Below are 26,105 nucleotides of genomic sequence, written 5' to 3'. Positions count from 1 at the left end.
AGGAATAAAAACGCCCGGCGCGGCCGGGCGTCTCAAAGGAGCTTGCTTGGATCAGATGCGCTTGGCTTGTTCTACAGCGTTGCCGATGTAGTTGGCCGGGGTGAGCAGTTTCAGCTCGGCCTTGGCTGCGGCTGGCATGTCCAGGCCGTCGATGAAAGTTTGCAGCGCTTCGGGGCTGATGCCCTTGCCGCGCGTCAATTCTTTCAGCTTCTCGTAGGGGTTTTCGATGTTGTAGCGGCGCATCACGGTCTGGATCGGCTCGGCCAATACTTCCCAGCACGCGTCCAGGTCAGCGGCAATCTTCTGCTCGTTGAGCTCCAGCTTGCTGATGCCTTTGAGGCTGGCTTCGTACGCGATCACGCTGTGGGCAAAGCCGACACCGAGGTTGCGCAATACGGTGGAGTCGGTCAGGTCGCGCTGCCAGCGAGAGATCGGCAACTTGCTGGCCAGGTGCTGGAACAGGGCGTTGGCGATACCCAGGTTGCCTTCGGAGTTTTCGAAGTCGATCGGGTTGACCTTGTGCGGCATGGTCGATGAACCGATTTCGCCTGCAATAGTGCGCTGCTTGAAGTAGCCCAGGGAGATGTAGCCCCAGATATCGCGATCGAAATCGATCAGGATGGTGTTGAAGCGTGCAATCGCGTCGAACAGCTCGGCGATGTAGTCGTGGGGTTCGATCTGCGTGGTGTAGGGGTTGAAGCCCAGGCCCAGCTCGTCTTCGATGAAGGCGCGGGCGTTGGCTTCCCAGTCGATCTCAGGATAGGCCGACAGGTGGGCGTTGTAGTTGCCTACGGCGCCGTTGATCTTGCCCAGCAATGGCACGGCGGCGACTTGGGCGATCTGGCGCTCCAGGCGGTACACCACGTTGGCCAGTTCTTTGCCCAGGGTGGTCGGCGAGGCCGGCTGGCCGTGGGTGCGCGACAGCATCGGCACGGCAGCGAAACGGATCGCCAGCTCGCGAATGGCTTCGGCGGTCTGGCGCATCAGCGGCAGCATCACGTCATCACGGCCTTCGCGCAGCATCAGGGCGTGGGACAGGTTGTTGATGTCCTCGCTGGTGCAGGCAAAGTGGATGAACTCGCTGACCTGGGCCAGTTCCGGCAGTTGGGCCGCTTGCTCTTTGAGCAGGTATTCGATGGCTTTGACGTCGTGGTTGGTGGTGCGCTCGATCTCTTTGACACGCTCGGCGTGCTCCAGGGAGAAGTTTTCCGCCAGGGTGTTCAATACAGCGTTGGCTTCGGCGGAAAACGCCGGCACTTCGCTGATGGCGGGGTGAGCGGCCAGGCGCTGGAGCCAGCGCACTTCAACCAGGACACGGGCACGGATCAGGCCGTACTCGCTGAAAATAGGGCGCAGGGCCTGGGTTTTGCCGGCGTAGCGGCCGTCAACAGGGGAAACCGCAGTGAGCGAAGAGAGCTGCATGGGGTGTTCTCGGACAGTCGGGCAACGAAATGGGGCGCGTATCATACATGAAAAAATCCGCCGGTCCGTCGCCAACTGACCGGCGTATTACGCGTAATGGCTTGAAAACAGCCTGCTGGTGCGACTTATTCGTTGCGCATCAACGGGTAAAGCTCTTTGAGCAATTTGCGTCGGCTGATCACCAACTGCCAGCGATGACCGCCCAGTTGGCGCCACAAGCGTGCCGAACGAATACCGGCCAGGAGCAGGGCGCGGATTTTCGACGCGTTGTTGGGTTGCTGCAGGTTGCGCATGTCGCCGTGCACCTGGATGCGCTGGCGCAGGGTGCTCAAGGTGTCCTGGTACAGCGCACCTACGGCTGCGATCACGTTTTCATGGGCCGGGCCGAAGTGTTCTACCTGGGACTGGATCTGCGGCAGGCGCTTGCCGATGGTGTCCAGCAGGTCGTCACGCTTGGCCAGTTGGCGCTCAAGGCCAAGCATCGACAGGGCATAGCGCAACGGCTCGCGCTGCAAGGTGCTGGGGTCACGCTCCAGGGCGCCGATCAGGGCGCGATAGCCTTCACGCAGGGCCAGGTCGTCGCCGCCGTAAACCTCAAGGGTGTCCTTGGGGTCGCGGATCAGCAGGCTGCCGAGCATACAGGTCAGGCCGGCTTCAGTGACCTGGCCGGTCTTGGCGATCTTGTCTACCAGTACCGCAGCGAGAAAGACACCGCCAAGGGCCGTCAATTGCTCCTGGGTCGGGCTCATGCCGGGTTGCTCCAGGCCTGCGCGACTTCAATCACGCCGCCGCCCAGGCAGATTTCGCCGTCATAGAACACCACGGACTGGCCAGGGGTGACCGCGCGCTGCGGGTCATCGAAGGTGGCACGGTAGCCGGTGGCGGTCTTTTCCAGGGTGCAGGGCTGGTCACTCTGGCGATAACGCACTTTGGCGGTCAGGCGGCGCGGGGTGCTCAAGTCGATCGGGTTGACCCAATAGATCTCGGAAGCGAGCAGGGCGCCGGAGAACAGCAGCGGGTGCTCGTTGCCTTGGCCGACCACCAGCACGTTGTTTTCCAGGTCTTTGACCAGCACGTACCACGGCTCTTCACCGGCGTCCTTCAAACCGCCAATACCCAGGCCCTGGCGCTGGCCGATGGTGTGGTACATCAGGCCGTGGTGGCGGCCGATCACTTCACCCTCGGTGGTCTTGATCTCGCCCGGTTGCGCCGGCAGGTATTGCTTGAGGAAATCACTGAAGCGCCGCTCGCCGATAAAGCAGATACCGGTGGAATCTTTCTTCTTGGCGGTGGCCAGGCCGTGTTTCTCGGCAATTTTGCGCACTTCGGGCTTTTCCAGCTCGCCGACCGGAAACAGGGTCTTGGCGATCTGCTCACCACCGACGGCGTGCAGGAAGTAGCTCTGGTCTTTGTTCGGGTCCAGGCCCTTGAGCAATTCGGTGCGGCCATCGATATCGCGACGGCGCACGTAGTGGCCGGTAGCTATCAGGTCGGCACCGAGCATCATGGCGTAGTCGAGGAAGGCCTTGAACTTGATTTCGCGGTTACACAGGATGTCCGGGTTCGGCGTGCGGCCGGCCTTGTATTCGGCCAGGAAGTGCTCGAACACGTTGTCCCAGTACTCGGCGGCGAAGTTGGCGGTGTGCAGCTTGATGCCGATCTTGTCGCATACGGCCTGGGCGTCGGCGAGGTCGTCCATGGCGGTGCAGTATTCGGTTCCATCGTCTTCTTCCCAGTTCTTCATGAACAGGCCTTCCACCTCATAACCCTGCTCCATGAGCAGAACGGCGGAAACGGAAGAGTCCACGCCGCCGGACATGCCGACGATGACGCGCTTCTTTTGTGTGTCAGAAGGGGCTGAATCACGCATAGGGTTTCAACGGGTGTCTTGAAAAAGGACGCGATTCTAGCAGGCCTGGGCCCGCAAGGCTAAAGAGAAGGGCGGATCAATTCGAGACTGTGGCATTGGCCGGCCAGATAATCATCGATGCAGCGGATAATCAGCTCGCTGCGCCAGTCGTCGCGCACGGCCATCAGCTCGTCACGGGTCAGCCAGCGGGCGCGCAGGATGCCTTCGTCGAGTTGATAGTCCGGGTGGTGTCTCAGGGCCTTGGCGATAAAGCAGACCCGTTGATAGGTGACGCCATTGCTGGGTGCGGTGTACAGGTAGATGCCGACGATGCCGGTAGCTTCCACGTCCCAGCCGGTTTCTTCCAGCGTTTCGCGCACGGCAGCTTCGGTCAGGGTTTCGTTCGGGTCCAGATGGCCGGCGGGCTGGTTGAGCACGGCCCGGCCGCCCTTGAGTTCTTCGACCATCAGGAAGCGGCCGTTGTCTTCGACGATGGTGGCGACGGTGATGTGAGGTTGCCAGGTCATGGGAGGTCTCTTGGGATGCCCCGCGGTCTTCGGGCAGGATTGCGGTCAATGTGGGAGCTGGCTTGCCTGCGATAGCGGTGGGTCAGCTACTGAATAGCTTGCTGGTAGACCGTCATCGCAGGCAAGCCAGCTCCCACATTCTATTGGGTTTCTTCAGTTAAATCGGTGGCAGTCCGAAACAGAAACCCCGGCACTGGGCCGGGGCTTCTTCGCATCCTTACAACCTTACTTCAACTTGGCAATCGCCGCATTGAGGGTGTTGCTCGGGCGCATGGCCTTGCTGGTCAGCTCAGGGTTCGGCGCGTAGTAGCCGCCGATGTCCACTGGCTTGCCCTGTACGGCGTTGAGTTCGGCAACGATGGTTGCTTCGTTCTCGGCCAGGGTTTTGGCCAATTCGCCAAACTGCGCTTGCAGTGCAGTGTCTTCGGTCTGGGCGGCCAGGGCTTGTGCCCAGTACAGCGCCAGGTAGAAGTGGCTGCCGCGGTTGTCGATGTTGCCGACCTTACGCGATGGCGATTTGTTGTTGTCCAGGAACTGGCCGGTGGCCTGGTCCAGGGTCTTGGACAGTACCAGGGCTTTGGGGTTGTTGTACGTCACACCCAAATGCTCAAGGGACGCGGCCAGGGCCAGGAACTCGCCCAGGGAATCCCAGCGCAGGAAGTTTTCTTCCAGCAGTTGCTGCACGTGCTTTGGAGCCGAACCGCCAGCACCGGTTTCGAACAGGCCACCGCCATTCATCAGCGGCACGATCGACAGCATCTTGGCGCTGGTGCCCAGTTCCATGATCGGGAACAGGTCGGTCAGGTAGTCGCGCAGTACGTTGCCGGTCACCGAAATGGTGTCCAGGCCCTTGCGGGTGCGCTCCAGGGTAAACTTCATCGCATCGACCGGGGCCATGATGCGGATGTCCAGGCCTTCGGTGTTGTGGTCTTTCAGGTAAGCCTGAACTTTCTCGACCACTACGCCATCGTGGGCGCGCTGGGGGTCCAGCCAAAAGATGGCCGGGGTGTTGCTGGCGCGGGCACGGTTGACGGCGAGCTTGACCCAGTCCTGGATCGGCGCGTCTTTGGTCTGGCACATGCGGAAGATGTCGCCAGCTTCGACGTTCTGTTCCATCAGCAGGTTGCCCTGGCTGTCGGTGACGCGGACAACGCCGTCAGCCTTGATCTGGAAGGTCTTGTCGTGGGAGCCGTACTCTTCGGCTTTCTTCGCCATCAGGCCAACGTTTGGCACGCTGCCCATGGTGGTGGGGTCGAAGGCGCCATGGGCCTTGCAGTCTTCGATGACCGCCTGGTAGATGGTGGCGTAGCAGCGATCCGGGATCACAGCCTTGGTGTCGTGCAGTTGGCCGTCGGTGCCCCACATTTTGCCGGAGTCACGGATCATCGCTGGCATCGAGGCGTCGACGATGACGTCGCTCGGCACGTGCAGGTTGGTGATGCCTTTGTCGGAGTTGACCATCGCCAGGGCAGGGCGAACGGCGTAGACCGCCTGGATATCGGCTTCGATCTGCGCCTGCTGGTCGGCCGGCAGGGCTTTGATGCGGGCGTACAGGTCGCCGATGCCGTTGTTCAGGTTGAAGCCGATCTGTTCCAGCACGGTCGCGTGCTTGGCCAGGGCGTCTTTATAGAACTCGGCAACGATCTGGCCGAACATGATCGGGTCGGAGACCTTCATCATGGTGGCTTTCAAGTGAACCGACAGCAGCACGCCTTGCTTCTTGGCGTCTTCGATTTCAGCGGCGATGAAGCTGCGCAGGGCTTTCTTGCTCAGCACGGCGGTGTCGATGATTTCGCCGGCCTGAACGCTGGTCTTTTCCTTCAGGACGGTGGTGGTGCCGTCCTTTGCAACCAGCGCAATTTTGACCGCATCAGCGGTTTCGATCTGCACGGCTTTTTCGCTGCCGTAGAAGTCGCCGTTGTTCATGTGGGCAATGTGCGACTTGGAGTCGGCAGCCCAGGCGCCCATCTTGTGCGGGTGCTTGCGTGCGTAGTTCTTGACCGACAGCGGTGCGCGACGGTCGGAGTTGCCTTCGCGCAGTACCGGGTTCACGGCGCTGCCCTTGACCTTGTCGTAACGTGCACGGGTTTCTTTTTCCGCGTCGGTGGTTACGGTTTCAGGGTAGTCCGGCAGGGCGTAGCCTTGGGCCTGCAGTTCCTTGATCGCGGCTTGCAGCTGCGGGGTCGAGGCGCTGATGTTGGGAAGCTTGATGATGTTGGCTTCAGGCGTAACGGCCAGGTCGCCCAGTTCGGCGAGGTGGTCCGGGATGGCCTTGGTGCCCAGTTGCTCAGGGAAGCTTGCGAGGATGCGCCCGGCGAGGGAAATGTCGCGGGTTTCCACGGCAATATCAGCGGAAGCGGTGAAGGCCTCTACGATAGGCAGCAGTGAATAGGTGGCGAGGGCTGGGGCTTCGTCGGTGAAGGTGTAGATGATCTTCGAGCGGGTGGGCATATTCGGATTAACTCTCTTCTTTGCTGAAAGCGTGCGCAGAAACTCGAGATGCGCCGGGTAGAGCGCGTTCGTTCAAAGTCATCCATGAGCGAAATGTCGAGGTTTCTTCGCGGTGATGTTGGTTTGCATCAGTCGAGCGTCAAGCGGGTGGGCTATGGTAATAGTCCGGCTTTCTGGCGAAAGGCTACGTTCTAGAGCGGTCCGCCGTCGTGACTCTTTGGTCAGCGGCGGCATTATACATAGGTCGCTATGCTTACGCTGAGCCTTCATACAAAAGGGGGCTCGTCCATTGGTCTAAAGGTCGCAGGTGCGTGGGGTAGTGGGATGTGCTCAAGATTGGCGCTTTTCCCTTTGCTTTCAGGCTTGTAGGCCACCAAATATGCTGTTTTCGATGCAAATGAGCATGGCGTGAGGTTTCAGTCGCCATTTATCTGGAGTAGGCTCGAACGCAGCCAGATGTTCAATCCATAGATGGAGTTCAGCATGGGATACAAGAAGATTCAGGTTCCGGCAGTCGGCGACAAAATCACCGTCAATGCAGACCATTCTCTCAATGTTCCTGACCAACCGATCATCCCCTACATCGAAGGTGACGGTATTGGCGTCGACATCAGCCCGGTGATGATCAAGGTGGTCGACGCCGCTGTTGAAAAGGCTTACGGCGGCAAGCGCAAAATCTCCTGGATGGAGGTGTACGCTGGCGAAAAGGCCACTCAAGTCTACGACCAGGACACCTGGCTGCCCCAGGAAACCCTGGACGCGGTCAAGGATTACGTAGTGTCCATCAAGGGCCCGCTGACAACGCCGGTGGGTGGCGGTATCCGCTCGCTGAACGTAGCGCTGCGCCAGCAACTTGACCTGTACGTGTGCCTGCGCCCGGTGCGCTGGTTCGAAGGCGTGCCCAGTCCGGTGAAAAAGCCTGGCGACGTGGACATGACTATTTTCCGTGAGAACTCCGAGGATATTTACGCGGGCATCGAGTGGAAGGCTGGTTCGCCGGAAGCGATCAAAGTGATCAAGTTCCTCAAGGAAGAAATGGGTGTTACCAAGATCCGTTTCGACCAGGATTGCGGGATTGGCGTCAAGCCGGTCTCCAAAGAGGGTACCAAGCGCCTGGCGCGCAAGGCCTTGCAGTATGTGGTGGATAACGACCGCGACTCGCTGACCATCGTGCACAAAGGCAACATCATGAAGTTCACCGAAGGGGCCTTCAAGGAGTGGGCCTACGAGGTGGCGGCTGAAGAGTTCGGCGCGACTCTGCTCGACGGCGGGCCGTGGATGCAGTTCAAGAATCCCAAGACCGGTAAGAATGTAGTGGTCAAGGATGCCATTGCCGACGCCATGCTCCAGCAGATCCTGCTGCGCCCGGCCGAATATGACGTGATCGCGACCCTCAACCTCAATGGTGATTACCTGTCCGACGCCCTAGCGGCGGAAGTGGGCGGCATTGGTATTGCGCCGGGGGCCAACCTGTCGGACACCGTGGCAATGTTTGAAGCCACCCACGGTACTGCGCCTAAATATGCGGGCAAGGATCAGGTCAACCCTGGTTCATTGATCCTGTCGGCGGAAATGATGCTGCGGCATATGGGCTGGGTCGAGGCGGCGGATCTGATCATCAAGGGCACCAACGGCGCGATTTCGGCCAAGACTGTGACTTATGACTTCGAGCGTCTGATGGATGGCGCTACGCTGGTGTCGTCGTCGGGGTTTGGTGATGCGTTGATCAAGCATATGTAAACAGGCAGAGAAAACCGGCCGCCCTGATGAGTCGGGGCGGCCGGTTTGCTTTGAGTGCTTGATTTCAGTGGCTGGTCAGGCCCGCTGCTTCTCTGATTTTTCTACCTTTGTTTCTTTCACGCCTGCAGTGGCAGGCGCATCAACAATATTTACGGCATGCATGCCTTTTGGCCCTTGAATGATTTCAAAGTTGACACGCTGACCCGCTTTCAGCGTTTTGTAACCTTCCATCTGGATCGCTGAGAAATGCGCAAAAAGGTCCTCGGTCTTGCCGTCTTCAATGACGAAGCCGTAACCCTTGACATTGTTGAACCACTTGACCTTACCACTAGCCATTCCCTTATCCCTCTGCACCAGACTCCATCACTGGAGTATCATCCTGTCTATCCGTCCTAACCCGAATAAATAAGGTTGACTGCGCGGACCTTTTTTACCCACTGTGGGCTCTATTCGTTGTAACACCGTTTCGCCGATAGTCAAGGTGACCAAAGGGTCAGAGTTGAAATTCTGACAGGCCGCCCCCACCACTGTAATTGAACCACTGACGAACCTTTCTTTCCCATGCATGCAAACAGCCAGATTCGACTAACATTCAATCAGGATCGCCCGGATCAGGAACATGACGACGACGGTTCTGCAGGCATTGCTGTTCAGGAGGCCAAGCCTGCTTTACAGGCGCCGCCGATGTACAAGGTGGTTTTGTTTAATGATGACTACACACCGATGGATTTCGTCGTCGAAGTGCTCGAGGTGTTTTTCAACCTGAACCGCGAGTTGGCGACCAAGGTAATGCTGGCCGTTCACACAGAAGGACGGGCAGTATGTGGAGTGTTTACCCGCGACATCGCCGAGACAAAGGCCATGCAGGTCAACCAGTACGCCAGGGAAAGCCAGCATCCGCTACTCTGTGAAATCGAGAAGGACGGTTAACGCCGACCACTTGGGTATGAGGTGAAGCTATGTTAAACCGCGAGCTCGAAGTCACCCTCAATCTTGCCTTCAAAGAGGCTCGTTCGAAGCGTCATGAATTCATGACCGTCGAACACCTTTTGCTGGCACTTTTGGATAACGAAGCTGCCGCCACCGTTCTACGTGCGTGCGGCGCCAACCTCGACAAGCTCAAGCATGACCTGCAGGAGTTTATCGACTCCACCACGCCACTGATCCCCGTGCATGACGAGGACCGCGAAACCCAGCCAACCCTGGGGTTCCAGCGGGTATTGCAGCGTGCTGTGTTCCACGTACAGAGCTCCGGTAAGCGTGAAGTCACGGGCGCGAATGTGCTGGTGGCAATTTTCAGCGAACAGGAAAGCCAGGCCGTGTTCCTGCTCAAGCAGCAGAGCGTTGCCCGTATTGATGTAGTCAATTACATCGCCCACGGTATCTCCAAGGTGCCTGGGCACGGCGATCATTCCGAGGGCGAGCAGGATATGCAGGACGAGGAGGGCGGTGAGTCTTCTTCTTCCAGCAACCCGCTGGATGCCTATGCCAGCAACCTCAATGAAATGGCGCGCCAGGGGCGGATCGATCCGCTGGTGGGGCGTGAGCACGAGGTAGAGCGTGTAGCGCAGATACTTGCGCGTCGTCGCAAGAACAACCCGTTGCTGGTGGGCGAGGCGGGCGTGGGTAAAACCGCGATTGCCGAAGGCCTGGCCAAGCGCATTGTCGACAACCAGGTGCCAGACCTGCTGGCCAGCAGTGTCGTCTATTCCCTTGACCTGGGCGCGTTGCTCGCCGGGACCAAGTACCGTGGCGATTTCGAGAAACGCTTCAAGGCGTTGCTCGGCGAGCTGAAAAAACGCCCGCAGGCCATCCTGTTCATCGACGAGATCCATACCATCATTGGCGCCGGTGCGGCTTCCGGTGGGGTGATGGACGCTTCCAACCTGCTCAAGCCGCTGCTGTCCTCCGGTGATATCCGCTGCATTGGTTCGACCACGTTCCAGGAATTTCGCGGCATCTTCGAAAAAGACCGTGCCCTGGCGCGTCGCTTCCAGAAAGTCGACGTGTCCGAGCCGTCGGTTGAAGATACCATCGGCATCCTGCGTGGGCTCAAGGGGCGTTTTGAAGCGCACCATGGCATCGAGTACACCGATGAGGCCTTGCGTGCGGCGGCTGAGCTGGCGTCGCGCTACATCAATGACCGGCATATGCCTGACAAGGCCATCGATGTGATCGACGAAGCGGGTGCCTACCAGCGCCTGCAACCGGTCGAGAAGCGCGTGAAGCGCATCGACGTGCCTCAGGTCGAGGACATCGTGGCCAAGATCGCGCGGATTCCGCCAAAACACGTCACCAGTTCCGACAAGGAGCTGCTGCGTAACCTGGAGCGCGACCTCAAGCTCACCGTGTTTGGCCAGGATGCGGCCATCGACTCGCTGTCCACGGCGATCAAGTTGTCCCGTGCGGGCCTCAAGTCGCCGGACAAGCCAGTCGGTTCGTTCCTGTTCGCAGGCCCGACCGGTGTCGGCAAGACCGAGGCGGCTCGCCAGTTGGCCAAGGCCATGGGCATCGAGCTGGTCCGTTTCGACATGTCCGAGTACATGGAGCGCCACACTGTGTCGCGCTTGATCGGTGCGCCTCCGGGCTATGTCGGCTTCGACCAGGGCGGCCTGTTGACCGAGGCGATCACCAAGCAGCCACATTGCGTATTGCTGCTCGATGAAATCGAAAAGGCTCACCCGGAAGTCTTCAACCTGTTGTTGCAGGTCATGGACCACGGGACCCTGACCGATAACAACGGGCGCAAGGCGGACTTCCGCAATGTGATCGTGATCATGACCACCAACGCCGGTGCCGAAACCGCGGCGCGGGCTTCGATCGGCTTTACGCATCAGGATCACTCCTCCGATGCCATGGAAGTGATCAAGAAGAGCTTCACGCCGGAGTTCCGCAACCGCCTGGACACCATTATCCAGTTTGGTCGCCTCAGCCATGAGGTCATCAAAAGCGTGGTGGACAAGTTCCTCACCGAGCTTCAAGCGCAGTTGGAAGACAAGCGCGTGCAGCTGGATGTGACGGAAGCGGCCCGCAGTTGGATCGCAGAGGGCGGCTACGATGCGGCAATGGGCGCACGCCCGATGGCGCGTCTGATCCAGGACAAGATCAAGCGGCCACTGGCCGAAGAGATCCTGTTCGGCGAACTCTCCGACCATGGTGGCGTGGTGCACATCGACCTGAAGGACGGCGAGCTGACCTTCGAGTTCGAGACCACGGCGGAAATGGCCTGATCGTTAGCTGCAACATTGCAAAAGGCGCCGAAAGGCGCCTTTTTGCTGCCTGAAATACGATTTACGAGACTGTGACCATCAACTGTGGGAGCTGGGTTGCCTGCGATGGCGGTCCTTCGGTCGCACATCGTTAACTGGCCCACCGCTATCGCAGGCAAGCCAGCTCCCACAGGGTCAAGTGGCGACTGTTAAATCCTGCGCACACAAAAACGCCCGGCATAACCGGGCGTTTTGTATTGACTTGCTTAGCGAGCGCGGTAAGTGATGCGCCCCTTGCTCAAGTCATAGGGCGTCAGCTCGACGCGCACTTTGTCACCGGTAAGAATACGAATGTAGTTCTTGCGCATCTTGCCGGAGATATGCGCGGTTACGACGTGCCCATTTTCCAACTCCACACGAAACATGGTGTTGGGCAGGGTGTCGACGACAGTGCCTTCCATTTCGAAGCTGTCTTCTTTCGACATGCAGTAAAGCCCTCGGTATCCAGTGAATGGCCCGGTGCAACTGCGCCAGGCAAAAGCGGCGTGCATTGTGCCCGAAAAAGGGTGTTCAAGCCAAGGGGTTCTAGTTAAGCGTGACCCATCTTTGATTAATCAGCAGCTCAATGGGCCGATATTGGGTCTTGTAGTTCATCTTTTTGCAGTTCTTGATCCAGTATCCGAGGTACACCGCCTCCAGTTCCAGGCGCAGCGCTTCGCCTATCTGCCACAGGATGGCGAAGCGCCCGAGGCTGCGGCGTTCTTCGGTCGGTTCATAGAAGGTGTACACCGCCGAGAGGCCGTTGGGCAGTAGGTCGGTGACCGCCACGGCCAACAGGCGGCCGTCGAGGCGGAATTCGTAGAACCGCGAAAAGGGCAGGTCACGCACCAGGAATGTGGAAAACTGGTCGCGGCTGGGTGGATACATATCGCCGTCGGCATGACGCTGCTCGATATAGCGTTGGTAGAGATCGAAATATTCTTCGCTGTATTGGGGTTTGGTGGCGTGTACGGTCAGGTCGGCGTTGCGCTTGAGAATGCGTTTCTGGTTACGGTCGGGCGAAAACTGCGCAACCGGGATGCGTGCGGGCACGCAGGCATTACAGTTCTGGCAATGGGGGCGATACAGGTGATCGCCGCTGCGCCGGAAGCCCATCTCGGACAGGTCGGCATACACATGCACGTCCATGGGCTGGCTGGGATCGAGGAACAGCGTGGTGGCCTGCTCGTCGGGCAGATAGCTGCATGAGTGGGCTTGAGTGGCATAGAACTTCAAGCGCGCCAGCTCGGTCATGATCAACCCTCGGGATAAGCTTTGAAATAAGTGTAAGCCACGTGCGCGAAAGTCGCCTAGGAAACCCACGGCCCGGCGTTGGGTTGGTCCAGATGTTTGTCCAGGAAGTCAGCGAAGACGCTGCGCGGTATGCCGCGGGCACCCAGGCTGTGCAGGTGATCATTGGGCATCTGGCAATCGATCAGTACAAATCCCCAGGCTTGCAGTTGCCGGGTCAATGTGGCGAAGCCGAATTTGGAGGCGTTGTCGGCGCGGCTGAACATGGACTCGCCAAAAAACAACTGGCCCATCGCCAGGCCATACAGGCCACCTACCAGTTCGCCCTGGTCCCAGACCTCGACGGAATGCGCGTAGCCACGCTGGTGCAGCTCCAGATAGGCCTGCTGGATGCTTTCGGTGATCCAGGTGCCATCGGCATAGGCACGGGGCGCGGCGCAGGCGTGTATGACGGCGGCGAAATCCTGGTCGAAGGTCACGGTATAGCGCTGCTGGCGCAATAATTTGCCCAGGCTGCGGGAAACATGCAGCTCGTCGGGGAATATCACTGTGCGAGGGTCGGGCGACCACCAGAGGATAGGCTGGCCTTCGGAGAACCAGGGAAAACAGCCATGACGGTAGGCCTGGATCAGTCGTTCGGCCGACAGGTCGCCACCGGCGGCGAGCAGGCCGTTGGGTTCGCGCATGGCCTTGGCCAAAGGTGGGAACGTCAGGGTGTCGCGTTGTAACCAGGTCAGCATGGCATCCAGGCTTACGGAAGGGGAGGGGAGTGGCAGGTCATGCACCTGCACCGCAAGTGTTGATTATTGACGACCCGGCGCCACGGGGCCAGCCCGAATAGGCTATTAACGAGGATTAGCATGAGCGGGTGTTTCTGCAACTCTGCACACAGGGTGTGGTCGTAATCGGGTCTGGCGCATGCCGGCCATTTGCCAAGCTTGCCTGGATTGCTAAATACAGCTCATAAGCCTTTGTCAGCAAAGGCAATGCATGCTCAAATTGTCAGTGCAGTCAGGTGAAGGGCAAGTGCGTGGCATCGCGCACGCAAACCCGTACAATGCGGCCATTGTGGCGTTATCGCCATTTCACCTATCCGTCACCGGATGTTAAAAGTAGATTCAGCAACATTCGTTCATTTTTCAGCTGCTCCGGATAGAGCAGTCGTGTAGTCATTTAACAGATGGACGCGCTAAAGGCGCAGGAATAGACCCGTTTTGAAGAAATCCGCCGCAGCACCTAAAGCAGCAGTCGTACCGGCCTGGCGCCAGCACCTGCATTACCGACTCAAGGAAGGCGCACTGATTGCCATCGGTGCGCTGTGTCTGTTCCTGATGATGGCCTTGCTCACCTATGGCAAGGACGATCCGGGCTGGAGTCATAACAGCAAGATCGATGACGTGCAGAATTTCGGCGGCCCTGTAGGTTCTTACAGCGCCGATATCCTCTTCATGATCCTGGGTTACTTCGCCTACATTTTCCCGCTGTTGCTGGCGATCAAGACCTGGCAGATCTTCCGCCAGCGTCACGAACCGTGGCAGTGGAGCGGCTGGCTGTTCTCCTGGCGCCTGATCGGCCTGGTGTTCCTGGTGCTGTCGGGCGCTGCGCTGGCGCATATCCACTTCCATGCACCGACCGGCTTGCCGGCGGGCGCGGGCGGGGCTCTGGGCGAAAGCCTTGGCGACCTGGCACGCCGTACCCTGAATATCCAGGGCAGCACCCTGATGTTCATCGCGCTGTTCCTGTTCGGCCTGACGGTATTCACCGACCTGTCATGGTTCAAGGTGATGGACGTGACCGGCAAAATTACCCTCGACCTGTTCGAATTGTTCCAAGGCGCCGCCAACCGCTGGTGGGCCGCCCGTGTCGAGCGCAAGCAAATGGTGGCGCAGCTGCGTGAGGTTGACACCCGTGTCAACGAGGTGGTGGCTCCAAGCACGCCGGATCGACGCGAGCAAGCCAAGGTCAAGGAGCGCTTGATCGAGCGCGAGCAGGCCCTGAGCAAGCACATGTCGGACCGTGAAAAGCAGGTGCCGCCCGTGATCGCCCCGGCACCGCCCAAGGCGCCGGAGCCCAGCCATCGCGTGCAAAAAGAGAAGCAGGCACCGTTGTTTATCGACAGCGCTGTCGAAGGCACCTTGCCGCCGATCTCGATTCTGGACCCGGCCGAAAAGAAACAACTCAACTATTCCCCCGAATCCCTGGCGGCCGTCGGCCACCTGCTGGAAATCAAGCTCAAGGAATTCGGCGTCGAAGTGTCGGTGGACTCGATCCATCCGGGCCCGGTGATTACCCGTTACGAAATCCAACCGGCCGCCGGGGTAAAAGTCAGCCGCATTTCCAACCTGGCCAAAGACTTGGCACGTTCCCTGGCCGTGACCAGCGTGCGCGTGGTGGAAGTGATCCCGGGCAAGACCACCGTGGGTATCGAGATCCCCAACGAAGACCGGCAGATCGTGCGCTTCTCCGAAGTGCTGTCGACCCCGGAATACGACAACTTCAAATCGCCGGTCACCCTGGCGCTCGGCCATGACATCGGCGGCAAGCCGGTGATTACCGACCTGGCGAAAATGCCGCACCTGCTGGTAGCCGGTACCACCGGTTCCGGTAAGTCGGTGGGTGTGAACGCCATGATCCTGTCGATCCTGTTCAAGTCCGGGCCGGATGACGCCAAGCTGATCATGATCGACCCGAAGATGCTGGAACTGTCGATCTACGAAGGCATCCCGCACCTGCTGTGCCCGGTGGTTACCGACATGAAGGACGCCGCCAACGCCCTGCGTTGGAGCGTTGCCGAGATGGAGCGCCGCTACAAGCTGATGGCGAAGATGGGCGTGCGTAACCTGTCGGGCTTCAATGCCAAGGTCAAAGAAGCCCAGGACGCCGGCACACCGCTGACCGACCCGCTGTACAAGCGCGAAAGCATTCACGATGAAGCACCACTGCTGACCAAGTTGCCGACCATCGTGGTGGTGGTCGATGAATTTGCCGACATGATGATGATCGTCGGCAAGAAGGTTGAAGAGCTGATCGCCCGTATCGCCCAGAAGGCGCGGGCGGCGGGCATCCACTTGATTCTCGCGACCCAGCGGCCGTCGGTGGACGTGATCACCGGCCTGATCAAGGCCAACATTCCGACGCGCATGGCGTTCCAGGTCTCCAGCAAGATCGACTCGCGTACCATCATCGACCAGGGTGGCGCCGAGCAACTGCTGGGCCACGGTGACATGCTGTACATGCCGCCCGGGACCAGCCTGCCGATTCGCGTTCACGGCGCCTTTGTTTCCGATGACGAAGTCCACCGTGTGGTCGAAGCCTGGAAACTGCGCGGCGCGCCGGAATATAACGACGACATTCTCGCTGGCGTGGAAGAGGCCGGCAGCGGCTTCGACGGTGGCAGCAGCGGTGGCGACGATGATGCTGAAACCGACGCGCTCTACGACGAGGCCGTGGCCTTCGTACTGGAAAGCCGCCGTGCCTCGATTTCGGCGGTGCAGCGCAAGCTTAAAATCGGCTACAACCGCGCCGCCCGCATGATCGAAGCCATGGAAATGGCCGGCGTCGTGACCGCAATGAACACCAATGGCTCGCGTGAAGTCATCGCCCCTGGGCAGATGCGCGACTGATTCCGCGCCGCGTGGCAACACGCGGCGTGCCCTGACTACTCAATGAGGACTCCCATGCGCTTTATCCGCATGCTGTTGTTGCCGGCCCTGGCCTTGACCGCTGTTTCGGCTCACGCTGACCCGGCTTCCGTCGCCAGCCTGAAGAACCTGTTGGACAAATCCCAGACCCTCACCGCGCGCTTCTCCCAGCTCACCCTGGATGCCGGCGGCACCCAGTTGCAGGAAACAGCCGGTGAAATGGCCGTGCAGCGCCCAGGGCTGTTCTACTGGCATACCGAAGGCAAGGCGGAGCAGACCATCGTTTCCGACGGCCAGAAAGTCACGCTGTGGGACCCGGACCTGGAACAAGCCACCATCAAGAAGCTCGATCCACGCCTGAACCAGACCCCGGCACTGCTGCTGTCGGGTGATGTGTCGAAAATCAACGACAGCTTCGACATCACCTCCAAGCAGACCAGCAACGTCATCGAATTCACCCTCAAGCCAAAATCCAAGGACACGCTGTTTGACACGCTGTCCTTGTCGTTCGGCAACGGCGTGATCAACAACATGCGCCTGGTCGACAGCGTCGGCCAGCGCACCGATATCCTGTTCTCCGGAGTCAAGGCCAACCAGCCGGTGCCCGCGTCCAAGTTCAAGTTCGACATCCCCAAGGGTGCCGACGTGATCCAGGAATAATCTAGAGGTTTCAAACGCTGCCCATGGATCTGTTTCGAAGTGACCCGATTGCCCAGCCACTGGCCGCGCGCTTGCGTTCGACCAACCTGGATGAGTACGTCGGTCAGGAACACCTGCTCGCTCGCGGCAAACCCTTGCGCGAAGCCTTGGAGCAGGGTGCGCTGCATTCGATGATTTTCTGGGGGCCGCCGGGCGTGGGCAAGACCACCCTGGCGCGGCTGCTGGCGAAAGTCTCGGACGCGCACTTTGAAACGGTCTCGGCGGTGCTCGCCGGGGTGAAGGAGATCCGCCAGGCGGTGGAAGTGGCCAAGCAGCAGGCCGGGCAATACGGCAAGCGCACTATCCTGTTCGTCGACGAAGTGCATCGCTTCAACAAGTCGCAGCAGGATGCGTTCCTGCCTTATGTCGAGGACGGTACGCTGATCTTTATCGGCGCCACCACCGAAAACCCTTCCTTTGAATTGAACAACGCCTTGTTGTCACGGGCGCGGGTCTATGTGCTCAAGAGCCTGGATGAAGCGGCGATGCAAAAGCTGCTGCACCGTGCCTTGAGCGAAGACAAGGGCCTGGGCAAGCGCCAGCTGAGCCTCAGCGATGAAGGCTTCAAGATTTTGCTGACCGCCGCCGATGGTGACGGGCGTCGCTTTCTCAACCTGCTGGAGAACGCTTCCGACCTGGCCGAAGACGGCGGCGAGATTGGCGTTGATCTGTTGCAAAGCCTGCTGGGTGACACGCGCCGACGTTTCGACAAGGGCGGCGAAGCCTTCTACGACCAGATTTCCGCGCTGCACAAATCCGTACGCGGTTCCAACCCTGACGGCGCGCTGTATTGGTTTGCGCGCATGATCGATGGCGGTTGCGACCCGCTGTACCTGGCGCGCCGCGTAGTGCGCATGGCCAGCGAAGACATCGGCAACGCCGACCCGCGGGCCCTGAGCCTGTGCCTGGCCGCCTGGGAGGTGCAGGAGCGCCTCGGCAGCCCGGAAGGCGAGCTGGCGGTGGCCCAGGCCATCACCTACCTGGCCTGCGCGCCGAAAAGCAACGCGGTGTATATGGGCTTCAAGTCGGCCCTGCGTGCGGCCGCCGAGCACGGCTCCCTCGAAGTGCCGCTGCACCTGCGCAACGCACCGACCAAGCTGATGAAGCAACTGGGGTATGGCGACGAATACCGTTATGCCCACGATGAGCCGGACGCCTATGCGGCCGGCGAAGACTACTTCCCCGATGAGCTGGAGCCGCAGCCGTTCTACCAGCCCGTGCCCCGTGGCCTGGAGCTGAAGATCGGTGAGAAGCTCAATCACCTGGCCACCCTCGACCGTCTGAGCCCCCGGCAGCGGAGAAAATCATGATTCCTTTGGTGGTCGCCGTCTCGGTGGGGGGGATTGCCGGGACGCTGTTGCGCTTCGCCACCGGCAATTGGATCAACGCCAATTGGCCGAAACACTTCTATACGGCGACGCTCGCCGTTAATATCGTGGGCTGCCTGTTGATCGGCGTGTTATACGGCCTGTTTTTGTTACGCCCGGAAGTGCCTGTCGAGGTACGTGCCGGCCTGATGGTTGGCTTTCTTGGCGGCCTGACGACTTTTTCATCCTTTTCACTGGATACCGTGCGCCTGCTGGAAAGCGGGCAAGTGCCGCTGGCGATTGGCTATGCGGCCATCAGCGTATTCGGCGGGCTGCTCGCCACCTGGGCTGGCCTGTCCTTGACCAAACTTTGATAACGAGAGACCGACATGCTCGATTCCAAACTGTTACGTAGCAACCTTCAGGACGTAGCGGACCGCCTGGCATCCCGTGGCTTTGCCTTGGATGTTGCGCGCATCGAAGCGCTGGAAGAACAGCGCAAGACCGTCCAGACCCGCACCGAAGCACTGCAGGCTGAACGTAATGCGCGCTCCAAGTCCATCGGCCAGGCCAAGCAGCGCGGCGAAGATATCGCGCCGTTGATGGCGGATGTCGAGCGCATGGGCACTGAGCTGTCCGACGGCAAAATCGAGCTGGAAGGCATTCAGACCCAGTTGGATTCGATCCTGCTGGGCATTCCGAACCTGCCCCACGAATCCGTACCGGTCGGCGAAGATGAAGACGGCAACGTCGAAGTGCGCCGCTGGGGCACGCCGAAAGCCTTCGATTTCGAGATCAAGGACCACGTCGCCCTGGGCGAATTGACCGGTGGCCTGGATTTTGAAACCGCGGCAAAAATGTCCGGCGCACGCTTTGCCTTGCTGCGCGGCCCGATTGCGCGCATGCACCGTGCACTGGCGCAGTTCATGATCAACCTGCACACCGGCGAACACGGTTACGAAGAGGCCTACACCCCGTACCTGGTTCAGGCGCCGGCGTTGATGGGCACCAGCCAACTGCCGAAATTCGAAGAAGACCTGTTCAAGATCAGCCGCGACGGCGAAGCCGACCTGTACCTGATCCCGACGGCCGAAGTGTCGCTGACCAATATCGTCGCCGGCGAAATCCTCGACGCCAAGCAACTGCCGTTGAAGCTGGTTGCCCACAGCCCGTGCTTCCGTAGCGAAGCCGGCGCATCGGGTCGCGATACCCGCGGCATGATCCGCCAGCATCAGTTCGACAAGGTTGAAATGGTCCAGGTAGTAGAACCGTCGACCTCCATGCAAGCCCTGGAAGGCCTGACTGCCAACGCCGAGCGCGTGTTGCAGCTGCTGGAGCTGCCGTACCGCGTACTGGCCCTGTGCACGGGCGACATGGGCTTCAGCGCCGTGAAAACCTACGACCTGGAAGTGTGGGTGCCGAGCCAGGACAAATACCGCGAGATTTCGTCGTGCTCCAACTGCGGTGACTTCCAGGCCCGTCGCATGCAGGCGCGTTTCCGCAACCCGGAAACCGGCAAGCCGGAACTGGTGCATACCCTCAACGGTTCGGGCCTGGCCGTAGGCCGTACCCTGGTGGCCGTGCTGGAAAACTACCAGCAGGCGGACGGTTCGATCCGTGTACCTGAGGTGCTCAAGCCTTACATGGCGGGCGTTGAGGTCATCCGCTAAATGGAATTTCTGCCGCTGTTTCATAACCTGCGCGGCAGTCGTGTGTTGGTCGTCGGTGGTGGGGAGATTGCCTTGCGCAAATCCCGGCTGCTGGCCGATGCCGGCGCGGTGTTGCGGGTGGTTGCTCCCCAGATCGAAAGCCAGCTGCGTGAGCTGGTGCTGGGCAGTGGCGGGGAACTGATGTTGCGCGGTTATCAGGAGGCCGACCTGGACGGTTGCACCCTGATTATCGCGGCTACCGACGATGAGCCATTGAATGCGCAAGTGTCCAGTGATGCCAAGCGTCGCTGCGTGCCGGTCAATGTGGTGGACGCGCCAGCGTTGTGCAGCGTGATCTTCCCGGCGATTGTCGACCGTTCACCCCTGGTGATTGCCGTCTCCAGCGGCGGTGACGCGCCGGTACTGGCACGGCTGATCCGCGCCAAGCTGGAAACCTGGATTCCTTCGACCTATGGTCAACTGGCTGGGCTGGCCGCGCGTTTTCGGGCTCAGGTCAAAGGTTTGTACCCGGATGTGCAGCAGCGCCGGGCGTTCTGGGAAGAAGTGTTCCAGGGCCCGATTGCCGACCGCCAGTTGGCCGGGCAGGGCGAGGAGGCCGAGCGCCTGTTGATCGAAAAGGTCAATGGCGCGCCGCCTTACGCGCCCGGTGAGGTGTACCTGGTGGGTGCGGGCCCAGGTGACCCGGATTTGCTGACCTTCCGCGCATTGCGCCTGATGCAGCAAGCCGACGTGGTGCTGTACGACCGTTTGGTTGCGCCGGCGATTTTGGAACTGTGCCGTCGTGATGCCGAGCGCGTGTACGTCGGCAAGCGTCGTGCCGATCACGCGGTGCCTCAGAACCAGATCAACCAGCAACTGGTCGACCTGGCCAAGCAAGGCAAGCGCGTGCTGCGCCTTAAAGGGGGTGACCCGTTCATCTTTGGTCGTGGTGGCGAAGAGATCGAGGAATTGGCGGCCCATGGCATCCCCTTCCAGGTGGTGCCGGGTATCACGGCAGCCAGTGGTTGTGCGGCTTATGCCGGGATTCCGCTGACTCACCGCGATTATGCCCAGTCGGTACGGTTTATTACCGGGCACTTGAAGAACGGTACCTCGGACTTGCCTTGGCAAGACCTGGTCGGCCCCTCACAGACCCTGGTGTTCTACATGGGCTTGATTGGCTTGCCGATCATTTGCGAGCAGTTGATCAAGCACGGGCGCTCCGCAGATACCCCAGCGGCGCTGATCCAGCAGGGCACCACGTCCAACCAGCGCGTGTTCACCGGCACCCTGGCCGACCTGCCGCGCATGGTGGCGGAGCATGAAGTGCATGCGCCGACACTGGTGATCGTGGGTGAGGTGGTGGTACTGCGTGAAAAGCTCAAGTGGTTCGAGGGCGCCCAGTCCCAAGTCTGACCTCAAAAGCATCGGGGGCAAGCCCCCTCCCACATTGGAATGCATTCCAAGTGTGGGAGGGGGCTTGCCCCCGATGAGGCCATCTCATTACAACCGATGATCCGGATCAGCCAAAGACACCTTTACCCGGCAGCCGCACCCGATCATGCTCCGTATCAAACCTCTGCAACGGCCCCTTCGGCACAATCCCCGTCGGGTTGATCGTGCGATGGCTGGCATAGTAATGCCCCTTGATATGCTCGAAATCCACCGTCTCGGCCACCCCCGGCCACTGATACATCTCCCGCAGCCAGTTCGACAAATTCCCATAGTCGGCAATTCGCCGCAGGTTGCATTTGAAGTGGCTGTAGTACACCGCATCAAAACGAATCAGCGTAGTGAACAGCCGTACATCGGCTTCGGTCAGGTACTCGCCGGCCAGATAACGATGGCTGCCCAGGTGCTGTTCCAAATGATCCAGCTCGGCAAACACATCATCAAACGCACTTTCATACGCCTGTTGTGAGGTGGCGAAACCTGCGCGGTACACGCCGTTGTTCACGGCGGGGTAGATGCGTTCGTTGAGGCTGTCGATGGTCGAATGCAGGGCTTGGGGGTAGAAATCCAGGGTATTGCCGGTCAGCGCATTGAACGCACTGTTGAACATGCGGATGATCTCCGCCGATTCATTGCTGACGATGCGCTTGAGCTTTTTGTCCCACAGCACCGGCACGGTGACGCGCCCGGTATAGTCGGCGGTATCGGCGGTGTAGCGTTGGTGCATGAAGTTGAAACCGTCGAGGTTGTCGCCGCTGGAGCCGTGGGCCTTGTCGAAGGTCCAGCCGTTTTCCAGCATCAGCCAACTGACCACCGAGACGTCGATCAGGCTTTCCAGGCCCTTGAGCTTGCGCAGAATCAAGGTGCGGTGCGCCCACGGGCAGGCGAGGGATACATAGAGGTGATAGCGACCGGCCTCGGCCTTGAAGCCGCCTTCACCACTCGGGCCTGGCGCGCCATCGGCGGTCACCCAGTTGCGGCGTTGTGCCTGCTCCCGTTGGAAAGCGCCATCGGCGCTACTTTCGTACCATTGGTCTTTCCACTGTCCGTCGATCAATAAACCCATGACTGGCTCCTTGGCTGATAAGCGTTGGAGCCCAGTCTAAAGGGATGAGTTCGAACTAAAAGCGCAAAGAACCGGCGTGAATGATCGATTAAATCGATTTATCCCGTGCGTCCCAGTACTGCTGGGCCAACTCGAACGCCTGTTGCCGTGGGTGGCCAAGGCCGCGCAGGGCCAACGCCATGGTGGCGATCAACGCCAGTTGCGGGTAGCTGTCTTCAACATCGCCGCGCCACAGCGCTTTGAGGTGCTCGGGCTCAAGCGTTGCGGGCTTGACGTGGCGCTGGTCTGAGAGGGCGGGCCACTCTTCGTCCCAGCTCTGGCCGCCGGTGGTGCCGTACAGGTGACTGAGGGTGTCGGGGTTGATCTCGATCTCGCCGCCGTCGCCCTTGACCACAATCACGTTGTCACCCAGCAAGCCACTGGCATCGCGATGCACGCCCTGGTAACCGGGGTGGAAAATGCTTTGCAGGCCACAACGCGCATTCAGCGGGTTGAGCAGGCGCGCCAGAGAGTGGATAGGCGAGCGCAGGCCCAGGGTGTTGCGCAGGTCGATCATGCGTTGCAGCTGTGGGGCCCAATCACCCAGCGGGATAAATGCCAGGTTGCCGTGGGCGAAGGTGCTCTGGACCTGTTGCCAGTCGCGGCACAGCGGGATCTGCAAGCCGTCCAGCAATTGCTCGGTGTACAAGCGCCCCGCAGTGTGGGCGCCGCCGCCGTGCATCAGGATGCGCACGCCGTTCTGCGCCAGGCATTTGGCTGCCAGCAGGAACCACGGCAGGTGGCGCTTTTTACCGGCGTAGGTCGGCCAGTCGATATCGACGTTCAGCGCTGGCGCGTGCAGGCGCTCACGTACGGCTTCGGTGAAACCGGCGAGTTCTTCCGGGCTTTCTTCCTTGTGGCGCAGCAGCATCAGGAAGGCGCCGAGCTGGGTGTCCTCGACCTTTTCGTCGAGCAGCATGCCCATGGCTTCCCGCGCTTCCTCGCGGGTGAGGTTGCGCGCGCCACGCTTGCCTTTGCCGAGGATGCGCACGAACTGCGCAAAGGGATGCTCTTGGGGCGTTACGAGAGTCAGGGGGGCAAAGTCGGTCATAAGCAATTCGTCGGCCTGGGCAGGCCCGCCAGCTTGGCGGCGAGTTTGGCGGGAGTGCCGTTGAACAGTTTGTTGAGGTGCAGGCTGTTGCCCTTTTCCGGGCCCAGCTTCAAGGCGGTGTACTTGATCAGCGGGCGCGTGGCGGGGGATAGCTGGAATTCGGTGTAGAACTGGCGCAGCAGGGTGAGGATTTCCCAGTGTGCCGGCGTCAGCTCCAAGGCTTCGGCAGCGGCCAGGGCATTCGCCACTTCATCGGACCAGTCGTTGAGGTCGACGAGGTAGCCGTCCTTATCCAGTTCCAGGGTGCGTGCGCCGACGGTCAGGGTGTTCATAGCCAGGTGTTGACCTTGTCGTAGTCGATCGACAGTTGCACGAAGCCTGGGTAATCGACGCTGTCGGCCCACTCGGGCAGCGGCAGGTTGCGCGCCTGCATGTCTTCGGCCAGCACAAACACCTTTACGCCTTTGGTTTGCAGGGCGGGCGTGTGCAGGCCGTAGGCTCCGTCACCACATAGGAGGATAGCGTCCTCGGTGCCACAGATGCGCAGGCAGCTGTCGAGGCGGCTGTCGGTAAACGGGGAATGAGACACCACATGTAGAGTCGACATCAGAGGGTAATCACCTGGTCGTAACGGTCAATCAGCTGGGAAATGGCTTGGCTGTCGAGCGCCTGCGCGTGGGCAGGCGGCGGCAACCCGCGTGCGGTCAGGCTATGGCTGCACGCGAACACGTCATCAATGCCGAACAGGCCCAGGGCCTGCAGGTTGGCACTCAGGTCTTTCTGTTGCACGGCCTTGGCCGCTTGGTTCGGCGCCAGTTGGAACACACCGTCATCCAGGAACAGCAGGCCAATGGGCAGATCGAACGCGCCGCCGGCCAGCACGATATCCAGTGCTTCCCGCGCACTCGGCCCGGACCACGGGGCCTGGCGGCTGATCACCAATAAGGATCTGGACATGTCACGGCCCTCCAAAACAGATCAGGCGGTCGGCGTCCTGGATCGCGTCATGCAATTGCCCCAGGCCCGACAACGCCCAGGGTGCTTCCAGGTTGACCGCGCTGCGTTGGTAACGCGCAGCTTCCTCGGCATTAAGCACACCCCGGCGCAGGGCTGCGGCGATGCACACCACGCCGTCGAGTTGGTGCTGGCTGACAAACTCGCGCCATTGGCGCGCAATGTCTTGCTCATCCTGGGGCGCGACGATGTTATTGGACGCGCTGTACACGCCGTCCTGGTAGAAAAACAGCCGCACGATCTCATGCCCGCCGGCCAGCGCCGCCTGGGCGAACAACAGGGCGCGGCGCGAGGAGGGCGCGTGGGCGGCGCTATACAGTGCAATCGCGAACTTCATGGAAGACTCTGCCAACAAACGTCGGCCAATGATAAAGCCGCCGCCGCGAAAAAGCCCGCCGTGATCAAAACGGTCACTGTGCTTGATCGTTCTGACGATTGCCGGCAGCTGCCCGGCTGCCTAGTCTGTGAGTATTCGCAACCCAACTGGAGTCCCCATGTCAGGTCCCTTGGCGTCCCTTAAAGTGTTGGATTTTTCCACCTTGCTGCCCGGCCCGTTTGCCTCCCTGATGCTGGCGGACATGGGCGCCGAGGTGCTGCGTATCGAATCGCCCACACGGATGGACCTGTTGCGGGTATTGCCGCCCCATGATCGTGGTACCTCGGCCAGCCACGCCTACCTCAATCGCAACAAGCGCAGCCTGGCCCTGGACCTCAAGCAGGCCGAGGCGCTGGAGATTGTGCGTGAGTTGGTCAAGGGCCATGACATCCTGCTCGAGCAGTTCCGCCCCGGTGTCATGGAGCGCCTGGGCCTGGGATATGAGGCGCTGAAGGCGATCAACCCGCGGCTGATCTATGTGTCGATCACCGGTTACGGCCAGACCGGCCCCTATAAGGACCGCGCCGGGCACGATATCAACTACCTGGCGTTGGCCGGCGTGGCCAGCCATACCGGGCGCCAGGACACCGGCCCGTTGCCCCTGGGCGTACAGCTGGCGGATGTGGCGGGCGGTTCACTGCATGCCGTGGTGGGCTTGCTGGCGGCGGTGATTGCCAGGCAGCAAAGCGGGGTGGGGCAATACCTGGATGTGAGCATGACCGATTGCTCGTTCAGTCTGAATGCCATGGCGGGGGCCGGCTACCTGGCTTGTGGGGTCGAGCCTGGGTGGGAGAACCATGTGCTCAATGGCGGGAGTTTCTATGACTACTACCGTACACGCGATGGGCGCTGGATGTCGGTGGGCAGTTTGGAACCGGGGTTTATGCAGCAGCTGTGCGCGGCCTTGGGGCGCCCGGAACTGGCGGCACACAGCGTGACGCCCGAACGCCAGGCCGTGCTCAAACAGGCGTTGCAGGTGGAGTTCGAGAAGCGCAGTTTTGACCAGTTGTGTGAGTTGTTTGCCGGGGTGGATGCCTGTGTTGAGCCAGTGTTGAGTTTGAGCGAAGCGGCGGAGCATCCCCAGTTGAAGGCGCGGGAGCTAGTCAGCCAGGTGCCCCGGGGTGACGGCTCGACACAAGCGCAATTGGCCTGCCCGCTGAAATTCTCCGAGGGGTTGCCGGCGCCTAGGCATATTGGGGTGGCGGTGGGGGCGCACAGTGATGAGGTGCTGGCGGAGTTGGGGTTCGGCATTGAGCGGATAGAGCAATTGCGGCAGGCCAAGGTTGTAGGTTGACTGAGCGGGCGCTTTCGCAGGCAAGCCAG

At 60.4% G+C, this 26,105-nt stretch carries 25 protein-coding genes; 10 read left to right on the top strand and 15 right to left on the bottom strand.

Annotated elements, in window-relative coordinates:
• Positions 1-51: 51 nt before the first annotated feature.
• The 5 genes from purB to BMH52_RS16510 form a co-directional block, all read right to left on the bottom strand.
• Positions 52-1,422 (bottom strand): adenylosuccinate lyase, encoded by a 1,371-nt coding sequence (purB, locus tag BMH52_RS16530; RefSeq protein WP_014718906.1) that lies wholly within the window; start codon positions 1,420-1,422, stop codon positions 52-54.
• Positions 1,423-1,547: 125 nt separating this feature from the next.
• Entirely contained in the window at positions 1,548-2,171 is a 624-nt protein-coding gene (hflD, locus tag BMH52_RS16525) for a high frequency lysogenization protein HflD (protein WP_019816713.1), read from the bottom strand.
• Positions 2,168-3,292, bottom strand: coding sequence for a tRNA 2-thiouridine(34) synthase MnmA (mnmA, locus tag BMH52_RS16520; protein ID WP_014718905.1), 1,125 nt, complete (start codon positions 3,290-3,292; stop codon positions 2,168-2,170). Before mnmA ends, hflD begins: the two co-directional genes overlap by 4 nt.
• Before the next feature lie 59 nt (positions 3,293-3,351).
• Positions 3,352-3,798, bottom strand: coding sequence for an NUDIX hydrolase (locus BMH52_RS16515; RefSeq protein WP_073844364.1), 447 nt, complete (start codon positions 3,796-3,798; stop codon positions 3,352-3,354).
• Between the two features lie 225 nt (positions 3,799-4,023).
• Complete coding sequence (locus tag BMH52_RS16510; RefSeq protein ID WP_072433931.1) at positions 4,024-6,249, bottom strand: NADP-dependent isocitrate dehydrogenase; 2,226 nt, start codon at positions 6,247-6,249, stop codon at positions 4,024-4,026.
• Between the two features lie 483 nt (positions 6,250-6,732).
• On the opposite strand from BMH52_RS16510, the gene icd reads away from it, so the two are divergent.
• Positions 6,733-7,989: an NADP-dependent isocitrate dehydrogenase gene (gene icd, locus BMH52_RS16505; RefSeq protein ID WP_005789095.1), complete on the top strand. Its 1,257-nt coding sequence runs from the start codon at positions 6,733-6,735 to the stop codon at positions 7,987-7,989.
• Positions 7,990-8,064: 75 nt separating this feature from the next.
• Here the strand turns inward: icd and cspD are convergent, their stop codons facing one another.
• A complete protein-coding gene (cspD, locus tag BMH52_RS16500) occupies positions 8,065-8,325 on the bottom strand; it encodes a cold shock domain-containing protein CspD (RefSeq protein WP_014718902.1) in 261 nt (86 codons plus the stop codon).
• A 225-nt stretch (positions 8,326-8,550) separates the two neighbouring features.
• Between cspD and clpS the strand changes: the two genes are divergently transcribed.
• Both clpS and clpA read left to right on the top strand, forming a co-directional pair.
• Positions 8,551-8,919, top strand: a complete 369-nt coding sequence (gene clpS / locus BMH52_RS16495; protein WP_005789091.1) for an ATP-dependent Clp protease adapter ClpS — start codon at positions 8,551-8,553, stop codon at positions 8,917-8,919.
• 29 nt (positions 8,920-8,948) lie between these two features.
• Positions 8,949-11,219, top strand: coding sequence for an ATP-dependent Clp protease ATP-binding subunit ClpA (gene clpA, locus BMH52_RS16490; RefSeq protein ID WP_003192090.1), 2,271 nt, complete (start codon positions 8,949-8,951; stop codon positions 11,217-11,219).
• 245 nt (positions 11,220-11,464) lie between these two features.
• Here the strand turns inward: clpA and infA are convergent, their stop codons facing one another.
• The 3 genes from infA to aat all read right to left on the bottom strand — a co-directional run bounded on the left by infA (position 11,465) and on the right by aat (position 13,228).
• Positions 11,465-11,683 carry a translation initiation factor IF-1 gene (gene infA, locus BMH52_RS16485; RefSeq protein ID WP_002553999.1) on the bottom strand — a complete coding sequence of 73 codons (219 nt, stop codon included), beginning with the start codon at positions 11,681-11,683 and terminating at the stop codon, positions 11,465-11,467.
• 100 nt (positions 11,684-11,783) lie between these two features.
• Positions 11,784-12,491 (bottom strand): arginyltransferase, encoded by a 708-nt coding sequence (locus tag BMH52_RS16480; protein WP_003192088.1) that lies wholly within the window; start codon positions 12,489-12,491, stop codon positions 11,784-11,786.
• 56 nt (positions 12,492-12,547) lie between these two features.
• Positions 12,548-13,228, bottom strand: a complete 681-nt coding sequence (aat, locus tag BMH52_RS16475) for a leucyl/phenylalanyl-tRNA--protein transferase (protein WP_014718900.1) — start codon at positions 13,226-13,228, stop codon at positions 12,548-12,550.
• A 474-nt stretch (positions 13,229-13,702) separates the two neighbouring features.
• On the opposite strand from aat, the gene ftsK reads away from it, so the two are divergent.
• The 6 genes from ftsK to cysG are packed head-to-tail and all read left to right on the top strand — an operon-like array spanning position 13,703 to position 21,200.
• Positions 13,703-16,111, top strand: a complete 2,409-nt coding sequence (gene ftsK / locus BMH52_RS16470) for a DNA translocase FtsK (RefSeq protein ID WP_003192084.1) — start codon at positions 13,703-13,705, stop codon at positions 16,109-16,111.
• Positions 16,112-16,165: 54 nt separating this feature from the next.
• Positions 16,166-16,789 carry an outer membrane lipoprotein chaperone LolA gene (gene lolA, locus BMH52_RS16465; RefSeq protein WP_003174700.1) on the top strand — a complete coding sequence of 208 codons (624 nt, stop codon included), beginning with the start codon at positions 16,166-16,168 and terminating at the stop codon, positions 16,787-16,789.
• Positions 16,790-16,812: 23 nt separating this feature from the next.
• Complete coding sequence (locus tag BMH52_RS16460) at positions 16,813-18,138, top strand: replication-associated recombination protein A (protein ID WP_014718899.1); 1,326 nt, start codon at positions 16,813-16,815, stop codon at positions 18,136-18,138.
• On the top strand, positions 18,135-18,509 hold the full coding sequence (crcB, locus tag BMH52_RS16455) for a fluoride efflux transporter CrcB (RefSeq protein ID WP_014718898.1): 375 nt from the start codon (positions 18,135-18,137) through the stop codon (positions 18,507-18,509). The genes BMH52_RS16460 and crcB overlap by 4 nt, the downstream gene beginning before the upstream one ends.
• Positions 18,510-18,524: 15 nt before the next feature.
• Positions 18,525-19,805, top strand: coding sequence for a serine--tRNA ligase (serS, locus tag BMH52_RS16450; RefSeq protein WP_019816715.1), 1,281 nt, complete (start codon positions 18,525-18,527; stop codon positions 19,803-19,805).
• Positions 19,806-21,200: a siroheme synthase CysG gene (gene cysG, locus BMH52_RS16445; RefSeq protein ID WP_073844362.1), complete on the top strand. Its 1,395-nt coding sequence runs from the start codon at positions 19,806-19,808 to the stop codon at positions 21,198-21,200.
• Positions 21,201-21,306: 106 nt separating this feature from the next.
• On the opposite strand, the gene BMH52_RS16440 is transcribed toward cysG, so the two are convergent.
• The 6 genes from BMH52_RS16440 to tusD form a co-directional block, all read right to left on the bottom strand.
• On the bottom strand, positions 21,307-22,302 hold the full coding sequence (locus BMH52_RS16440; RefSeq protein ID WP_060767000.1) for a glutathione S-transferase family protein: 996 nt from the start codon (positions 22,300-22,302) through the stop codon (positions 21,307-21,309).
• A gap of 88 nt (positions 22,303-22,390) precedes the next feature.
• The gene (locus BMH52_RS16435; RefSeq protein WP_014718894.1) at positions 22,391-23,392 is read right to left on the bottom strand and encodes a glycosyl transferase family protein; all 1,002 of its coding nucleotides are present in this window, start codon (positions 23,390-23,392) and stop codon (positions 22,391-22,393) included.
• Positions 23,389-23,724, bottom strand: coding sequence for a TusE/DsrC/DsvC family sulfur relay protein (locus BMH52_RS16430; protein ID WP_014718893.1), 336 nt, complete (start codon positions 23,722-23,724; stop codon positions 23,389-23,391). The genes BMH52_RS16435 and BMH52_RS16430 overlap by 4 nt, the downstream gene beginning before the upstream one ends.
• The gene (gene tusB, locus BMH52_RS16425) at positions 23,721-23,999 is read right to left on the bottom strand and encodes a sulfurtransferase complex subunit TusB (RefSeq protein WP_073844360.1); all 279 of its coding nucleotides are present in this window, start codon (positions 23,997-23,999) and stop codon (positions 23,721-23,723) included. Before tusB ends, BMH52_RS16430 begins: the two co-directional genes overlap by 4 nt.
• On the bottom strand, positions 23,999-24,349 hold the full coding sequence (gene tusC / locus BMH52_RS16420) for a sulfurtransferase complex subunit TusC (protein ID WP_014718891.1): 351 nt from the start codon (positions 24,347-24,349) through the stop codon (positions 23,999-24,001). The genes tusB and tusC overlap by 1 nt, the downstream gene beginning before the upstream one ends.
• A 1-nt stretch (position 24,350) precedes the next feature.
• Positions 24,351-24,743 (bottom strand): sulfurtransferase complex subunit TusD, encoded by a 393-nt coding sequence (gene tusD, locus BMH52_RS16415; protein WP_003192069.1) that lies wholly within the window; start codon positions 24,741-24,743, stop codon positions 24,351-24,353.
• 157 nt (positions 24,744-24,900) lie between these two features.
• On the opposite strand from tusD, the gene BMH52_RS16410 reads away from it, so the two are divergent.
• Positions 24,901-26,076 (top strand): CaiB/BaiF CoA-transferase family protein, encoded by a 1,176-nt coding sequence (locus tag BMH52_RS16410; protein WP_032902852.1) that lies wholly within the window; start codon positions 24,901-24,903, stop codon positions 26,074-26,076.
• Positions 26,077-26,105: the final 29 nt, after the last annotated feature.

It is taken from the genome of Pseudomonas sp. BTN1 (assembly GCF_001907715.1).
Taxonomy (GTDB): Bacteria; Pseudomonadota; Gammaproteobacteria; order Pseudomonadales; family Pseudomonadaceae; genus Aquipseudomonas; species Aquipseudomonas paracarnis.
This window is presented reverse-complemented; position numbering and strand designations above follow the sequence as displayed.

What these genes read in the sequence shown, in the direction of transcription:
- purB (WP_014718906.1), bottom strand. Translation starts at nt 1,422, where the DNA reads ATGCAGCTCTCTTCGCTCACTGCGGTTTCCCCTGTTGACGGCCGCTAC.
- hflD (WP_019816713.1), bottom strand. Translation starts at nt 2,171, where the DNA reads ATGAGCCCGACCCAGGAGCAATTGACGGCCCTTGGCGGTGTCTTTCTC.
- mnmA (WP_014718905.1), bottom strand. Translation starts at nt 3,292, where the DNA reads ATGCGTGATTCAGCCCCTTCTGACACACAAAAGAAGCGCGTCATCGTC.
- BMH52_RS16515 (WP_073844364.1), bottom strand. Translation starts at nt 3,798, where the DNA reads ATGACCTGGCAACCTCACATCACCGTCGCCACCATCGTCGAAGACAAC.
- BMH52_RS16510 (WP_072433931.1), bottom strand. Translation starts at nt 6,249, where the DNA reads ATGCCCACCCGCTCGAAGATCATCTACACCTTCACCGACGAAGCCCCA.
- icd (WP_005789095.1), top strand. Translation starts at nt 6,733, where the DNA reads ATGGGATACAAGAAGATTCAGGTTCCGGCAGTCGGCGACAAAATCACC.
- cspD (WP_014718902.1), bottom strand. Translation starts at nt 8,325, where the DNA reads ATGGCTAGTGGTAAGGTCAAGTGGTTCAACAATGTCAAGGGTTACGGC.
- clpS (WP_005789091.1), top strand. Translation starts at nt 8,551, where the DNA reads ATGCATGCAAACAGCCAGATTCGACTAACATTCAATCAGGATCGCCCG.
- clpA (WP_003192090.1), top strand. Translation starts at nt 8,949, where the DNA reads ATGTTAAACCGCGAGCTCGAAGTCACCCTCAATCTTGCCTTCAAAGAG.
- infA (WP_002553999.1), bottom strand. Translation starts at nt 11,683, where the DNA reads ATGTCGAAAGAAGACAGCTTCGAAATGGAAGGCACTGTCGTCGACACC.
- BMH52_RS16480 (WP_003192088.1), bottom strand. Translation starts at nt 12,491, where the DNA reads ATGACCGAGCTGGCGCGCTTGAAGTTCTATGCCACTCAAGCCCACTCA.
- aat (WP_014718900.1), bottom strand. Translation starts at nt 13,228, where the DNA reads ATGCTGACCTGGTTACAACGCGACACCCTGACGTTCCCACCTTTGGCC.
- lolA (WP_003174700.1), top strand. Translation starts at nt 16,166, where the DNA reads ATGCGCTTTATCCGCATGCTGTTGTTGCCGGCCCTGGCCTTGACCGCT.
- BMH52_RS16460 (WP_014718899.1), top strand. Translation starts at nt 16,813, where the DNA reads ATGGATCTGTTTCGAAGTGACCCGATTGCCCAGCCACTGGCCGCGCGC.
- crcB (WP_014718898.1), top strand. Translation starts at nt 18,135, where the DNA reads ATGATTCCTTTGGTGGTCGCCGTCTCGGTGGGGGGGATTGCCGGGACG.
- serS (WP_019816715.1), top strand. Translation starts at nt 18,525, where the DNA reads ATGCTCGATTCCAAACTGTTACGTAGCAACCTTCAGGACGTAGCGGAC.
- cysG (WP_073844362.1), top strand. Translation starts at nt 19,806, where the DNA reads ATGGAATTTCTGCCGCTGTTTCATAACCTGCGCGGCAGTCGTGTGTTG.
- BMH52_RS16440 (WP_060767000.1), bottom strand. Translation starts at nt 22,302, where the DNA reads ATGGGTTTATTGATCGACGGACAGTGGAAAGACCAATGGTACGAAAGT.
- BMH52_RS16435 (WP_014718894.1), bottom strand. Translation starts at nt 23,392, where the DNA reads ATGACCGACTTTGCCCCCCTGACTCTCGTAACGCCCCAAGAGCATCCC.
- BMH52_RS16430 (WP_014718893.1), bottom strand. Translation starts at nt 23,724, where the DNA reads ATGAACACCCTGACCGTCGGCGCACGCACCCTGGAACTGGATAAGGAC.
- tusB (WP_073844360.1), bottom strand. Translation starts at nt 23,999, where the DNA reads ATGTCGACTCTACATGTGGTGTCTCATTCCCCGTTTACCGACAGCCGC.
- tusC (WP_014718891.1), bottom strand. Translation starts at nt 24,349, where the DNA reads ATGTCCAGATCCTTATTGGTGATCAGCCGCCAGGCCCCGTGGTCCGGG.
- tusD (WP_003192069.1), bottom strand. Translation starts at nt 24,743, where the DNA reads ATGAAGTTCGCGATTGCACTGTATAGCGCCGCCCACGCGCCCTCCTCG.
- BMH52_RS16410 (WP_032902852.1), top strand. Translation starts at nt 24,901, where the DNA reads ATGTCAGGTCCCTTGGCGTCCCTTAAAGTGTTGGATTTTTCCACCTTG.